Consider the following 13,907-nt stretch of genomic DNA (forward strand, 5'->3'; position numbering starts at 1 on the left):
ACGATGGGTGAAGGCAGTCCTTCAAGTGGAAGCTCAAGAATTGTCATCCCGGCCGAAAGCGCAGCGAAATGGAGGGATCTATAGCGTTGACTATTTTTTTTGGAAAGCAGTGCCTGTGGTGCTTCGGTTCCGCCAGTCCCGCCCTTTGCTTAATCCTGATAGAAGGAATCAGGATAACGCTGTCGGTCGGGTTTATTTTACCCTGAATAGAAGCACTGTTTTAAGTTTCTAAACCCGATCGAAGTGGTTTCGATTCTTCATCGAAAAGAATGGAGAGCGGGACTGTTTTAGCCTAAAAGCCGCTGCAATTGCTTTCCAAAAAAAATCTTACCAACTGGTATTTACCTAACCGCGGCAGAATAAATTAGATGGATCTATAGGCTCTTGATAAGAGTTGTCAACTTACCAGCGATATGGCTATTAAAAGTTGACAACTCCATCATTCCCTTATACAAACTGGTTCAATAACAACACGCCAGCAAGGCCTAAAACAGAAACCAAACTTTCCATCATTGTCCAGGTGCGAAAGGTTTCTTTCAGGCTTAGGTTAAAATATTCTTTAAACATCCAGAAACCCGTATCGTTTACATGTGAAAACATCAAACTCCCAGCGCCAACCGATAAAACCATTAACTCTGGTGGTGCTCCGGGCCCAATTAAAGGGAGTACCATACCCGAAGCGGTTAGTGCGGCCACCGTTGCTGAACCCAGGGTTACCCGAAGTGATGCGGTGATTAACCAGGCCAGTAATAATGGCGATAAATTTAGACCGCCAGTAAGTTGTTTTACGGTTTCGCCCATACCACTATCGATCAAAATCTGTTTAAAGGCACCGCCTGCTGCAATAATGAGGATAATCATGGCAATACTCTTAACACCCTCGGCGCACGATTCCATTGCTTTTGTTATGGAGGTTTTTTGAACCGCTAAAGCAATAATAACCGAAATTAATAAAGCAGCGGTAGGATCGGCTAAAAATATAAACAGCGGTTTACCGATATAGTCGATTTTAAAACTACTCCCCAGTGTTCCGGCGATGATTAAAAATACCGGCAGCAATGCAGTAATGAAACTCCTTGAAGCAGAAGGAAGGTTTTCTTCTGCGTTGATACTGAAGTGCTGAACAGTTACCGATTGATCCCGTTTGAGAATCAATCGCGGGAAATAGATTCCGGCAATAATTGCAATAGGTACGCTTAAAGTTAAACCATAAATTAATGTTTTACCAATATCAGCATGGAAGATACCTGCTAGTGCAACAGGACCTGGATGAGGCGGTAAAAACCCGTGTGTTACCGAAAGGGCTGTGGCCATTGGGATGCCAATATATAATTTTGATAATCCTGTTGTGGCCGAAATGGCAAAAACCAATGGGATTAACACCACGAAACCTGCATTGTAAAATAAAGGAATCCCCACCAATAAACCGGTTAACAGCACGGCCCATTGGATGTTCTTTTTGCCAAAAGCCCCGATTAATATGAAAACGATCTTTTTTGCCGATCCGCTATCTTCAATCAATTTGCCCATCATCGCCCCGAGGGCCAAAACCATTACCATGCTGCCCAATGTGCTGCCTATACCATTGCTGATAGATGTCATTACCTTTGTGGCAGGCATGCCCAATAAAAGACCCGTAATAATCGCCACAGCAATTAGGGCAATCATTGGGTTGATCTTTTTCAGGATCAGCACAAAAAGCAAGAGGATACCGAAGAGCAGGATAAGTAATGACATTTGGTTAGGGTTTATGGTAATTTATTTTTTAACGGTAATGGTTCTGCCGGTAACGAGATGAAATTCGTAAACCCGGTACAGGCCATCATCACTAATTTCTATATTTTCAACGAGGCCTGTTTTGCTAAAGGTATCGGTTACCATATCGCCGATTTTCACATCCTGAAGAATATCGCTCGGCGTATCACTGTTTAATCTGATCATAATGTAAAAGTATTATAATTTGCCAAAAGCTGCATAAAAGAAAAACTTAAACAGGAACTGCTTAATTAAAATCGAATTCAGAACCTATCATTTTAGACCAGTGTATTAAATTTTGATTCGATGTGGTTTCTTGCCTCTTTTTGAAATTCTTCGGGCGTTTGGCCTGTCTGTTTTTTAAAGAAACGGCTAAAATAAGGTCGGTCTGAAAAACCCAGTTCATATGCAATTTCTTTGATGGTATGCGCACTATGGATGATTTTCCTTTTCGCTTCCAGGATGATGCGGTCGTGGATGATCTGCATTCCTGTTTTGTTTAGTTTTTCTTTTAAAATCTGATTTAACCTTTTGGAACTGATGCCGATCTTACCGGCGTAGAAATCGGTATTCCTAACCTGCTGGTAATTGCTTTCGAGTAACATCAAAAATTCGTAAACTCTTTTTTGCTGTACATCGTGGCTGGTAAATTCGTGTTCTTTTACCTGGATCAGTTTTAATAAAAATACCTTCAGCAGTGCTTTGGTAATGATAAAAGTATTACCAGCCTTATGGTATTCATCCTCAATTAATTTGTAAATATTGCTGAGCTCTGCAGCGGTTTCCTGATTTAGCCTTAAACAGGAAAATTCGCCCTGAACATTAAAAATCTTAAACAGATCGAGGAGGAATTCTTTTTCTTCCCCTTCGAGAACAGATCTTTTAAAAGACATTAATACACCGTTTTTACCAGCTTTGTTAAGCTGGTGTACGCGGTAGGGAGGGATAAGGTAAATCCAGTCTCCTTTACTGTCGAATTCTGATACTTGCAGTGCGTGTAAGGGCTCTTCATTTTTTAACCAAACGATTTCGAAGAACTCTTTTCTGCCTGGATCATTAAGATAGCTAGGCGGGCAATTGCTCAGATCGCGGATATAGATAATGGATTTTTCCAGATGTGTTGCTTCGGGTGATAAACTCATGATGGTTAAAGTTAACCACTTAATTTTTGACCGGTTGGATTAACGGATAATTATGGTGGACTATTCGGAAACAGTGCTTTTAATATGGCTAATGGATGACTTTTGCAGCGATATGTTTCCTGATTGTCCCATATAAGTGGCTAAATGTATAACCATGCTTGTAAAGAGCCGTCATACCTTTGGGCAAATAAACAGAGCGTGTAAAATGGATTTAAAAGCACCAGTAGAAAATAAGGATAGCCAGTTAGCGATAGATAGCCTTGATAACCAGCAGCTGGCCTGGGATCTGCAAATGAACCTGGATAAGATTATTGAGGAGAATACCCGATTGGCCAGACAGATGGAATTAGACCAGTTGATCCCTTTTGTATGTCACATTCAGCAGGCAAAACGGATTTTTATTACTGCGGCAGGCCGTTCCGGTTTTGCCATGCAATCAGCAGCAATGCGTTTAATGCATCTTGGGCTTACTGTTTATTATGTTGGCGATACCATAAGTCCGGCAATTGAAACTGGCGATTTATTAATCGCTGCCTCGGGTTCAGGATCAACCGGATCGATTGTAAGGGCAGCAGAAAAATCAAAAGCAGTAGGTGCAGAAGTTGTAGCCATTACTACGAATGCAGAATCGTTACTGGCAAAACTGGCCAGCCATGTGGTACTGGTACCAGCAGCAGAAAAAGAAGACCGCAGTGCAAAAATATCTACCCAGTATGCAGGAAGCCTGTTCGAGCAATTTTTGCTTTTACTTAGTGATGCCGTTTTTCAATCACTTTGGAAACTGAGCGGACAAGCTGCAGAAACATTATGGAAGAGACACGCCAATCTTGAATAACAATTAATTAATTATAAATAAAATAGAATCATGGCAAAATTACAAGTAGCAATAGATTTATTAACAACTGAAGAAGCATTAGCACTGGCTGCAAAAGTAGCCCCATACGTAGATATTATTGAATTGGGCACTCCGCTGATCAAGAATATGGGTTCTACAGTAATTACTGCAATGAAAGCTGCACATCCTGATAAACTGGTTTTTGCAGATTTAAAAACTGCAGACGCGGGCGAATTAGAAGCTGATATCGCATTTAAAGCAGGAGCTGATTTGGTTACCGTAATGGGGGCTGCAGGAAATGCAACGATTATTGGTGCTGTTAAAGCGGCAAAAGCACATGGAAAAGGAGTAGTGGTAGATACCATTGGTTATCCTGACCGTGTTAAAAGAGCACAAGAGGTTACCGCATTAGGTGTTGAATTTGTAGAACTACACGCAGGTTTAGATGAACAGTGGACGGCTGGTTACTCTATTCAGGTGCTTATCGATGAGGCTGCAAGAGCTGGAGTTCCGGTTTCTATTGCTGGTGGGGTAAATATTGATAATGTTGCCGCAGTTATACAGGCAGGTGCTATAGTTGCCGTTGCAGGTGCTGCAATTTATGGCGCTGAAGATCCTGCTGCTGCAGCAAAGGCACTTCGCGAAGCAATTGATGCTGTATAGTTATTAGTGGATAATCTGTTAGCATAGGCCCTTGGTTTATGCCAACAGATTATATTTTACGATCCTAATGATAGGGGCTATTTATTAGATTGCCTTACCATAAGTTAACTCTCTGTTCTCAATATCTTTAACGGCGGCTGGTTCAGGATACTTCTTGTGCTTAATACACCGGTAATTACAACAAGCAGAACAATTGAGCCAAATAACAATAAGGTTGGTACAAATGGAGGCACAAAGGTTGCATCGAAAGTAAACTTAGCCAATGCCCAGCTTCCGCTTATCGCTAAAATTAATCCGGCGCCTGCTGCAAAGGCTCCTAAAAAGAAATATTCAATGGCGTTTATGGCTAAAATCTGCTTTCTACTTGCACCCATGGTCCGCAATAAAATACTTTCTTTTATCCGCTGGTTTTTACTGGTTAATACTGAAGATATTAAAACAATCCAACCGGTAACCATACTAAAACCGGCCATAAACTGAATCACAAAACCGATTTTGCTTAACAGCTCATCTAAGAGTTTTAATACCAGATCTAAATCGATAACTGAAACATTTGGAAATTTTTGCACTACTTCTCCCTGAAAACGGGCTGAAACTTCGCCAGATGGTACCCTGGTCATCAACACATGAAACTGTGGTGCTTCTTCTAATACGCCTGCCGGAAAAACAACCCTGAAATTGGTCTGCATCCGGCTCCAGTTTACTTCCCTCAAACTTCCAACAACAGTTGGGATCATCATACCCTGCACGTTAAAAAGAATTTTGTCATTCAGCTCAACATGAATCTGCTGTGCATAACGCTGATCTAATGAAATATAAACCGTTTCATTGGGTTTTATTTTTCCGGTCCATTTGCCCGCTGTAATTTTCTCCGCTGCGGTTAAAGTATCCTGGTAGGTAGCCCTGATTTCGTTGCGATAAGCCCTTCTGTTATTGGTATCTGCACTGGCTTTCTTCCCATTAATTTCTTCAATGCGCATGGTAATAACAGGCACCTGGTTCATGAGCGGCAATTTGAAAGCTTTGGTTAAACTGTCTAGCCCTTCTTTTTGCGTATTCTGGATATCGAACATCACCATATTGGGCTGGTTGGCGCCTGATGAAAGTGTAACGCGACTCATTAATATCCCCTGAACAAAAAATAAGGTGCAGATAAATGCAGTTGATAAGCCTATTGAAACGGTAAGCATCAAGGTTTGGTTATTCGGCCGGTAAAGGTTAGCAAAGCCCTGTCGCCATAAATAACTGGATGAATTGGGCAAGAGTTTTCGCACCAGGAACATCAACAGTTTAGACAGTACGATCAACAGCACAAAAGCAATGGCAATACTTGCGGTAAAAGCCAGCGTTTGTATCCATGTTTTCATCTGCAAGTGCGTAAAAGCCGTAATAAATACCGCCATAAGCAGATATACCAACCAGGTTAGCGGATCTCTTTTTCCTGTTGCTTTTTCGAAAGATATCCGGATGGCATTTAATGGCGAAATCCTTCTAACGGATAGAAGTGAGGGAAGGGCAAAGAGGATTGAGATGATGAGACCAAGTAATAACCCCTGACCAACAGCTGGCCACGAAACCTGCATGGTGATCTCTACAGGTAGAAAATCTTTTAATACCAGTGGAAGCAAAAATTGTATACCCGTGCCTAAAACTGCCCCTAAAACAGCGGCAATTAAGCCAATGAAAAAGACCTGGATAAGGTAGATTAAAAATGCATGACGTGATTTTAATCCTAAACACCTTAACGTTGCAATCGCGCTTAACTTTTCCTGGATATACACATGGATAGCGCTACCTACACCAACACAACCCAGCAGCAAAGCGATAAAACCAGATAAAGCCAGAAAACGGTTTACATCTTTAAACGATCTTCCGGTCTGTTCTTTTCTCGATTCAACCGTATCGGCATCAAAGCCTTCTTTTTCTAATTTACTGTCCTGCTTTTTTACCCATTCATCTATCTTGGATGGATCATTGTACCTGAAATAAAATTTATTGTTGATCCGGCTTCCGGTTTTAATCAAATTGGTTTTATCGAGGATTTGTAGTGGAATATAAACCGTAGGGGCAATACTTGCACCAATACCGGTTTGGCCCGGGGCTTTGGTTAAAGTGCCCAGTATGTTGAAATTGAGATCGCCTATTTTTACCGAATCGCCAACTTTTGCATTAAACTGTAGCATCAGGGTTTGATCTACCAATGCATTTCTTCCCGATTGAAAATCTTTTGCTGCAGCTAACGGAATGGTTTCTATTGTGCCATAATAAGGGTAATTCCCTTCAAGGGCTTTCATCTGTACCAAACGGCTTCCTCCGCCTTTTTGAAAATAGATCATCGAAGCAAAGGTTTTCTCCTGCGATCGTTCATCGCCAAGTGTATCGAGCATTTTTTGCATCGCTTTGCTTACCCCCTTCCGGCTATCTAAAACCAGATCGGCCCCAGTAAGTTCTTTTGCCTGTGCATCGATATCTTTTTGCAGGTTATCTTTAAACGAGTAAACCGCAACAAGGGCGGCAATGCCCAAAACAATAGATGAGATAAAGAGCAGTAAGCGCGCACGGTTTTTCCTGCTATCGCGCCAGGCCATTTTAAACAGCCACGAAAACTTAATAGATTGTTTTGGGAGGCTATTCGGCATAAGTTGGGTTTTCGTCTGAAATGATTACGCCGCCTTTAATTTTAATGCTCCTTGCTGTTCTGGCAGCCAATTCAAGATCGTGTGTTACGATGATCAGTGTGGTTCCTGCATCTTTGTTTAAATCAAAAAGTAATTTGATTACTTTTTCACTGGTTTCTGCATCAAGGTTTCCGGTAGGTTCATCTGCAAAAAGAATAGCCGGTTGGTTCGAAAATGCCCTTGCCAGCGAAACGCGCTGTTGCTCACCACCTGATAATTGTACAGGATAGTGATGGGAGCGGTCGGCAAGACCAACTTTATCCAGCAATTCCAGTGCATGTGCACGGATGTTTTTTGCTCCCCTTAATTCCAATGGCACCATTACATTTTCGAGTGCAGTTAGAGTGGGCAACAGTTGAAAGTTCTGAAAAATGAAACCCACATATTGATTTCTGATCGCTGCCCTTTCATCTTCATTCAGTTTCTCTAAGGCAATACCGTTCAGTTCAACCGTTCCGCTACTGGCTCTGTCCAATCCGGCACATAAACCAAGTAAGGTTGTTTTTCCGCTTCCCGAAGGGCCCGTTATGGCTACCGTTGAGCCTGCTGTTATCGAAAAATTAATGTTATCCAAAACGGTGAGTTCCCGTCCGGCACTTTGATAAATTTTGCTTACATTTCGGATGTTCAATATGCTTTCCAATAGCTGAATTTTTAGGGTTTGCGTATAGATTATGGCCAAACATAACCAGGCGCTGCCTGTTAAGGTAATGGTTTAAACGATAATTAGATATAGATTACTTAGATATGTTACGAAAACGATTAATGGGGCTATTTGTTTTGAGCCTTGTACTACTAAGCTGCGGAAACCGCGAAAATAAAAGCAATACCGATAAAACTTTAGATTCGACTGACCAAAAAACGGCTGCTGTGGCCACTGAGCAGAAGAATATCCTTTTTTTTGGTACCAGTTTAACCGCAGGTTATGGGCTCGATCCAACTGAAGCTTACCCGGCATTGATCCAAAATCGGATCGATTCTTTACAAATGCCTTACAAAGTAATTAATGGTGGTTTAAGCGGCGAAACTTCTGCTGGCGGAAAAGGGCGGATTGATTGGTTGCTTAAACAGCGTGTGGATGTTTTTGTACTCGAACTTGGCGCTAATGATGGATTGCGTGGCTTGCCTGTATCGCAAACGGTTAAAAACCTTCAGGCGATTATTGATCGGGTTAAAGCTAAATACCCTGATGCTAAAATGGTATTGGCTGGTATGCAGGTTCCACCAAATATGGGTGCAAAATATGCTGCCGACTTTAAAAATATGTTTCCTGATCTGGCAAAGAAAAACCAAATGGCCCTGATCCCGTTTTTATTGGATAAGGTAGGCGGTGTTCCTGAATTAAACCAGGCCGATGGTATACACCCAACTGCCCAAGGAGATAAGATCCTTGCCGAAAATGTTTGGGTAGTGCTGAAGGATTTGTTGTAGTTTAAACAGTTTTAATCATAAAGGGGTAGGGTTAATTTCCTCATCCATCTTTAACCGCAGAGGCCACAAAGAAAAAGGCGCAGAGGGTACAGAGTTGTTATGAGGGGCGAAGTCGATCGTCATTCCCGCGCAGGCGGGAATCTTAATGCAGTAGGGTTTTAGGTCGATTATCATTCTCATTTCTCCACAGGGATCACTTTGTGACAAATGAGGGCTATTTTATGGAAGATCTTCCAATGTGCCTAAAAATGCAATAATCTGTTTGATCTCCGGTTTGCTTAAGTTCAGCTTATCGGCAGATAAAGTCTGGTTTTTAATATTGATACCCATGCCAGCGCCACCACCTTGGTTATAAAAATCCATCACCTGCGCTAAGGTTTTATAAACACCATTGTGCATATATGGGCCTGTTTTGGTGATGTTTCTTACGGTCGAAGTTTTAAATGCATGTTTATATTGCGGGTAGGCATAAAGGGCATATCGGCCTAAGTCGGCATCTATTTTAGGTTTTAAAGTATCTGTAGTAGCAGGTACGCCTAAAACTTCTGCCTCACTTTTAATAAAGAGAGGTGCCTGGGTACCATTAAATAAGGGCGCAAAATGACAACTTCCACACTTGGCTTTTCCCATAAAAAGATTAAAACCTTCTTTTTCTTCTTGAGTTAACTGTTTTTTATCTCCCTGCATGTAGCGGTCAAATCGGGAGTTAAACGGAGATAACGAACGGATATAAGATGCCAATGCATGCTGGATTTTCCATGGATCGGCTTTCGTCGTTTTATCTTGATAAGCTTTTTGAAATAAGGTTAGATAATTTTTTGATAAATTAATTCTTGTTGCAGCCTGTGTTAGTGAACCATTCATTTCCTGTTTATGATGAACCACATCAAGCGCCTGATCCTCCAGGGTTCCTGCTTTTAAATCATAAAAAAATCCGCGCTGTAAACCAGCATAAGTTAAAGTTGGTGTATTTCTCAGTAGCGATTGTCCTTTTGATATTCCTGTTGCTTTGGGCAAACCATCGGTAAAGGCGAGTGATTGCTGATGGCAGCTGGCGCAGCTCCGGTTATTTCCATTAGAAAGTACCGCATCATTGAACAAGATTTTTCCTAGTGCAATTTTATCATCGTTGATAAATAACGTGCTGTTGCCTACAAATTTGTTTACGTTAAAGGCGTTTACTTGGAACATACTTGTTGCATCGTCACGAAGTGCGCTGCCGCTGGCTGCCGTTGGTATTTTTTTTTCTAAACGAAGTAAATTGATGTGTTTGCTGATCGGATCAAGATATTCAGTTATAAAAGTCAAACGATCGAAATGATCAAAATCGGTATTTTTATCCAGGTAGCTTATCGCTGAAGGTATCAATTTATCTGGCGCATCGTTTTCATACTTTGCCAGTACATTTGCTATTCCTTGTAATGCCGAAGCCGTTTCAGGTATCGATTGTAAGGCGTTTGGGGTATCAAAACCGGTTATGCCTAAACTGGTAATCCTGAAAATTTCTAAACGGATGGCATCAAATAATTGCGCATCGGTAATCTGGTACTGTTCATTAAAGCGGCTAACACGTTGCAGGTTGAGTTGCATTTTTTTTACCTCATTGCCTAATTCTTTTCTGTTTTCAGTTGTTGGGTCTTCGTAGATAATTTCTTCCATTACCTGAAAGCCTGTTGGATTTTCAATGAGATTTTCGCCCAGTTCAATTTCATCAATTGGTGCACCGTTAAGCAGCACAGAAGTTGAAGGGAAAAAATATTCGATATAATACTCCAGCTGTTTATATTTTATTCTTGCCTGTAGAAAAGATTGTTTAATTGCTTTTTCATCCCTGTTTTGAACAGCTATCGATAATTTTTTGTCAATAATACTTTGAAATTCAATAAGCTGTCTATCAAAATCTGCTTTTACCAATTCTGCATTTGATCTGTTTTCCGTTTTGCAGAAAATGGATAATAGTGTAGTAAGGGTAATCAGTAAAATGAAAAAAATAATTTTTTTTAGGCTAAACATGCTTGGATAGGGGTTGAAATAAATAGAAAAATCCCTTCCAGCGTTTGCCGAAAGGGATAAAGAAATAAAATAGGTTATTTAGAAACGCCGCGAACAATTACCACTTGTCCACCTTCGTTATTATTTACCAATCTTGTTGTACCACCATCAGCATTTTTGTATTTATCGCTTGTCCAGGTGTGTGGGTGTAAATTAACGATGAATGTATCAGGGATACCAGTCAGTGCAGAGATATCGTACATTGCGCCATATTCCCAGCTACTTAATTGTACACTGTTTGATGGGTTGTATTTAGCGTTAAAGGTCGCATCTGTTCTGCGGTGGTTCATTTGTAACATCGGTTTTAACGATTTTGAAGCCATTGCAAATTGCCAGATGGTTCCATCATGGTCGTTATTTTTGTAGAACGAATCTCCATCTTCCTGGATGTACACATAGTTTTCGGTTACACAAAGGTTATCTGGATTTACAATACTTTTTCCAGGATTGTCATTTCCATCAACAGCAACTTCTAATTTGCCTTTTAATGGGTTATTTGCATCCAATACCAGTTTATATACACGGCCCCACATGGTTTTGCCACTTACTGGCGTAATTTTATCACCCTGGCTAACACCGGTTGCGGTAAAATATACCTCACGTCCGTTTGCTGCACTGCCTTTTCTGTAATCGATATCTTCTACACGGGCTAACATTAGTGCTTTTTTATCGATTGTTTGTTGCTGTAATTGTGCACCTGTACTGCTTTTTACGTTATCAAGCTCCACAAATTCCACATCATAGCTTTGTCCTTTGTCCATATTGGTTTCTATCGGATCGTTATTGCTGCGTTTCATCACATATAACTTTCCGTTTTCCAGGTCACCTTGAGTGTTAGATACGTACATGGCCAATTGTCCATCGGTTTCATCCTCACCAATCATGATAACAGTTTTGCCAGCATATGATGCTTTAGGAAGCGGCACTGCATTTTCTGCGCTCCATCTGCCCAATGCGCTAACGGTTCTTTGTTTGTTCTTTTTATCTGCTGCAGCAAGGGGATCGATGGCATGGATCATCGATTCTGCACCGCTTTCTCCGGCAGTTAAGAAAACTGGTTTAGCAAAGCCATGTTCTTCGGGAGTTACCATTGTAGCAGAACATAAACGGGTCATACCGCCATCAGAATCTACAATATATTCTCCTTTTACAGGTTTGAAATTTTTATCTAAGTATACTCTCGATACCGATTGAAGAATTTCATGGTTATTAATCATGATAAAACCTTCGCCTGCTGGATTTTTGATAATTCCTGCTCCATCAGGCTGTGCACCAAATATAAAATTCGGTGATTCTGCCAGTATATCGTCTGAGCTGATCAGTGTGGTAATATTCAGGCTTTCGAAACCTGGCATTGTTTTTACCAATGAAGGGTTTACTGAATAATCTTTAAGCGTAACCGGAGTGGTTTCTGGATTTTCTGCCTCATTATTCTTTTTACAGGCACTGATCACAACTGCCGAAGTAACGAATGCGGCAACAGCAAGGGCTAATGCCTTTTGCTTTAATAATGTTTTGTTCATAATTTTTGTTTTCCGTTTGAGGCAAAATTACATGGGCTATGTTTCCGGAAATTAAAGTATATGTTAAGCTAAGCTGCGTCTGCTATTTAGAATTGTTCTTTAGATCAACAAATTAGTTAGGATCCGATAAAAATTTCAGTTCCTATTTAACTTACAGTATCTTGCAATGTAAATAATCATCCTGCAATGAAAACGCATCTTGTGAAAATCTTTGTTTTCTTTCTAATGGTCATTGCCTTCGGTTGTGGAGGCAACACTTCAAATAAAAGAAGTAGTGCAATTACTGAAATCCCTGGCAAAAATATGCTTAGCGTAAAAAGCATGCATGATGATCTTTCTGTTTTATGGTCGGTAGTTAGGGAACTGCATCCGGGCTACGGGTTTTATACCTCACCTGCAGATTTGCAAAGGGCCTATGATAAAACTTATTCCTCAATAAAATCGCCACTTTCTGAAGGTCAGTTTATCGATCTGATCTACCCGTTGCTATGTGAGTTGAGGTGTGGGCATACCCAATTAAAACATTCAGCACTATTTAAGCCATCGGCCAGTGAAAAGGCTTCCCACCTTCCTTTTAAGGTATTGGTAAGGAACCACCATGTATGGATAACGTTGCATCAAACGGCCGAGGTGAACACAGGAGATGAAATTATCAATATTAACGGAATTCCCGTTTCGGCAGTAATTGATCATGGTTATGGTTTGTATTGTGGAGATGGTTATGCTGAAACATTTAAAGAACTGTTTCTTAGCGAATACGATGGTTTTGAAGATGCCTGTAATAAATGTTACCATTGGAAAGGCCCATATCAGCTTAAACTTCGTACCGCTAATGGGGCAATAAAAAATATAAATGTGAAAGCGGCAGATGGGATAATGGCAGAAGATCCGAAGCTAAAACCAGTCGATAATTTTGCAAACTGGGCCGTTGACAAGGGCATTCCTGATAGTCGGCTGCGGTTTTTTAAAAAAACAGCCACGGCATGGTTTTCGGCACCTCCTTTTGCATACGCAGATACTGTTGTGTATAAAAATGCCTTTGCATCGATCAGGGAAAAAGGAATCAAAAACCTGGTGTTAGATTTAAGGCACAATACAGGTGGAGATATCAGGGTAGCTACACAATTGTTATCTTACCTCGCTGATTCCTCTTTTAACATGGTTAAGGATGTGAAATCAAGAGTTGCTGACCTGGCACACAACCGTTTTTCAAAATATTTTGATACAACCGTAACGCAAGGATTTGTGCTGGGCTTTAAAACCGGTGATAAAGAAGGCAACTGGTATCATATTAATGCAACCCCTACATTTGGCCGGATTTATGGACTTTTTCAATTGGCAGAAAAGGATCATTTTAACGGGAATCTGATTGTTCTGATTGATGGCGCTACCTTTTCGTCGGGTGCACTGCTTACGGCTGCTTTAAAAGCACAACGGAAGAATGTTAAATTTATAGGAAGGGAAACAGCAGGCACCGAAGAGGGCTGCAATGGGGTAACGCTTCAGAAACTAACCTTGCCCAATACCAAAATTGTAGTCGATTTTCCCTGGATGCGCGTGGTTTCGGTGGCTAAAAACCCAGTTAAAGGGAGAGGTATTATGCCCGATTATGTTGTAAACTACAAACCCGAAGATGTGGCGCGCAATAATGATGTAGATTTAAGAAAGGCAATGAGTTTGGTTAGATGATACGAATTGATTTAGAAATCAGACTCAACGTCTTACTGAACTTGTTTTACAAGTAGAAGTAGTATTTCAATTGTCTTGTAGCTACTACGTGGTCAGCATCATTTATTAATGAAGACCCTGAAATAAATTCAGGGTGACG

At 40.8% G+C, this 13,907-nt stretch carries 11 protein-coding genes; 4 read left to right on the plus strand and 7 right to left on the minus strand.

Annotated features, from left to right (window positions below):
* Nucleotides 1–447: 447 nt before the first annotated feature.
* From ACN9MR_RS01570 to ACN9MR_RS01580, 3 genes are all read right to left on the minus strand, one after another.
* Complete coding sequence (locus ACN9MR_RS01570) at nucleotides 448–1,737, minus strand: gluconate:H+ symporter (RefSeq protein ID WP_426327928.1); 1,290 nt, start codon at nucleotides 1,735–1,737, stop codon at nucleotides 448–450.
* Between the two features lie 21 nt (nucleotides 1,738–1,758).
* Nucleotides 1,759–1,941, minus strand: coding sequence for a hypothetical protein (locus ACN9MR_RS01575; protein ID WP_057934142.1), 183 nt, complete (start codon nucleotides 1,939–1,941; stop codon nucleotides 1,759–1,761).
* Nucleotides 1,942–2,033: 92 nt separating this feature from the next.
* Nucleotides 2,034–2,897: a helix-turn-helix domain-containing protein gene (locus ACN9MR_RS01580; RefSeq protein ID WP_426327929.1), complete on the minus strand. Its 864-nt coding sequence runs from the start codon at nucleotides 2,895–2,897 to the stop codon at nucleotides 2,034–2,036.
* A 205-nt stretch (nucleotides 2,898–3,102) separates the two neighbouring features.
* On the opposite strand from ACN9MR_RS01580, the gene hxlB reads away from it, so the two are divergent.
* Nucleotides 3,103–3,732, plus strand: coding sequence for a 6-phospho-3-hexuloisomerase (gene hxlB, locus ACN9MR_RS01585; protein WP_426327930.1), 630 nt, complete (start codon nucleotides 3,103–3,105; stop codon nucleotides 3,730–3,732).
* 30 nt (nucleotides 3,733–3,762) lie between these two features.
* Entirely contained in the window at nucleotides 3,763–4,395 is a 633-nt protein-coding gene (hxlA, locus tag ACN9MR_RS01590; protein ID WP_426327931.1) for a 3-hexulose-6-phosphate synthase, read from the plus strand.
* A 104-nt stretch (nucleotides 4,396–4,499) separates the two neighbouring features.
* Here hxlA and ACN9MR_RS01595 read toward each other — a convergent pair whose 3' ends face one another.
* Both ACN9MR_RS01595 and ACN9MR_RS01600 read right to left on the minus strand, forming a co-directional pair.
* Entirely contained in the window at nucleotides 4,500–7,034 is a 2,535-nt protein-coding gene (locus ACN9MR_RS01595; RefSeq protein WP_426327932.1) for an ABC transporter permease, read from the minus strand.
* Nucleotides 7,024–7,716 carry an ABC transporter ATP-binding protein gene (locus tag ACN9MR_RS01600; protein WP_426327933.1) on the minus strand — a complete coding sequence of 231 codons (693 nt, stop codon included), beginning with the start codon at nucleotides 7,714–7,716 and terminating at the stop codon, nucleotides 7,024–7,026. Before ACN9MR_RS01600 ends, ACN9MR_RS01595 begins: the two co-directional genes overlap by 11 nt.
* 104 nt (nucleotides 7,717–7,820) lie before the next feature.
* On the opposite strand from ACN9MR_RS01600, the gene ACN9MR_RS01605 reads away from it, so the two are divergent.
* Entirely contained in the window at nucleotides 7,821–8,504 is a 684-nt protein-coding gene (locus ACN9MR_RS01605; RefSeq protein ID WP_426327934.1) for an arylesterase, read from the plus strand.
* A 219-nt stretch (nucleotides 8,505–8,723) separates the two neighbouring features.
* Here ACN9MR_RS01605 and ACN9MR_RS01610 read toward each other — a convergent pair whose 3' ends face one another.
* On the minus strand, nucleotides 8,724–10,517 hold the full coding sequence (locus ACN9MR_RS01610) for a cytochrome-c peroxidase (protein WP_426327935.1): 1,794 nt from the start codon (nucleotides 10,515–10,517) through the stop codon (nucleotides 8,724–8,726).
* Between the two features lie 74 nt (nucleotides 10,518–10,591).
* Nucleotides 10,592–12,079 (minus strand): hypothetical protein, encoded by a 1,488-nt coding sequence (locus ACN9MR_RS01615; protein WP_426327936.1) that lies wholly within the window; start codon nucleotides 12,077–12,079, stop codon nucleotides 10,592–10,594.
* 186 nt (nucleotides 12,080–12,265) lie between these two features.
* Here ACN9MR_RS01615 and ACN9MR_RS01620 point away from each other — a divergent pair, with 186 nt between their 5' ends.
* Entirely contained in the window at nucleotides 12,266–13,768 is a 1,503-nt protein-coding gene (locus ACN9MR_RS01620) for a S41 family peptidase (protein WP_426327937.1), read from the plus strand.
* The last annotated feature ends 139 nt before the right edge of the window (nucleotides 13,769–13,907 follow it).

It is taken from the genome of Pedobacter sp. R-06 (assembly GCF_049913135.1).
Taxonomy (GTDB): domain Bacteria; phylum Bacteroidota; class Bacteroidia; order Sphingobacteriales; family Sphingobacteriaceae; genus Pedobacter.

What these genes read in the sequence shown, in the direction of transcription:
- ACN9MR_RS01615 (WP_426327936.1), bottom strand. Translation starts at nt 12,079, where the DNA reads ATGAACAAAACATTATTAAAGCAAAAGGCATTAGCCCTTGCTGTTGCC.
- ACN9MR_RS01605 (WP_426327934.1), top strand. Translation starts at nt 7,821, where the DNA reads ATGTTACGAAAACGATTAATGGGGCTATTTGTTTTGAGCCTTGTACTA.
- ACN9MR_RS01580 (WP_426327929.1), bottom strand. Translation starts at nt 2,897, where the DNA reads ATGAGTTTATCACCCGAAGCAACACATCTGGAAAAATCCATTATCTAT.
- ACN9MR_RS01595 (WP_426327932.1), bottom strand. Translation starts at nt 7,034, where the DNA reads ATGCCGAATAGCCTCCCAAAACAATCTATTAAGTTTTCGTGGCTGTTT.
- ACN9MR_RS01610 (WP_426327935.1), bottom strand. Translation starts at nt 10,517, where the DNA reads ATGTTTAGCCTAAAAAAAATTATTTTTTTCATTTTACTGATTACCCTT.
- ACN9MR_RS01570 (WP_426327928.1), bottom strand. Translation starts at nt 1,737, where the DNA reads ATGTCATTACTTATCCTGCTCTTCGGTATCCTCTTGCTTTTTGTGCTG.
- ACN9MR_RS01575 (WP_057934142.1), bottom strand. Translation starts at nt 1,941, where the DNA reads ATGATCAGATTAAACAGTGATACGCCGAGCGATATTCTTCAGGATGTG.
- hxlA (WP_426327931.1), top strand. Translation starts at nt 3,763, where the DNA reads ATGGCAAAATTACAAGTAGCAATAGATTTATTAACAACTGAAGAAGCA.
- ACN9MR_RS01620 (WP_426327937.1), top strand. Translation starts at nt 12,266, where the DNA reads ATGAAAACGCATCTTGTGAAAATCTTTGTTTTCTTTCTAATGGTCATT.
- hxlB (WP_426327930.1), top strand. Translation starts at nt 3,103, where the DNA reads ATGGATTTAAAAGCACCAGTAGAAAATAAGGATAGCCAGTTAGCGATA.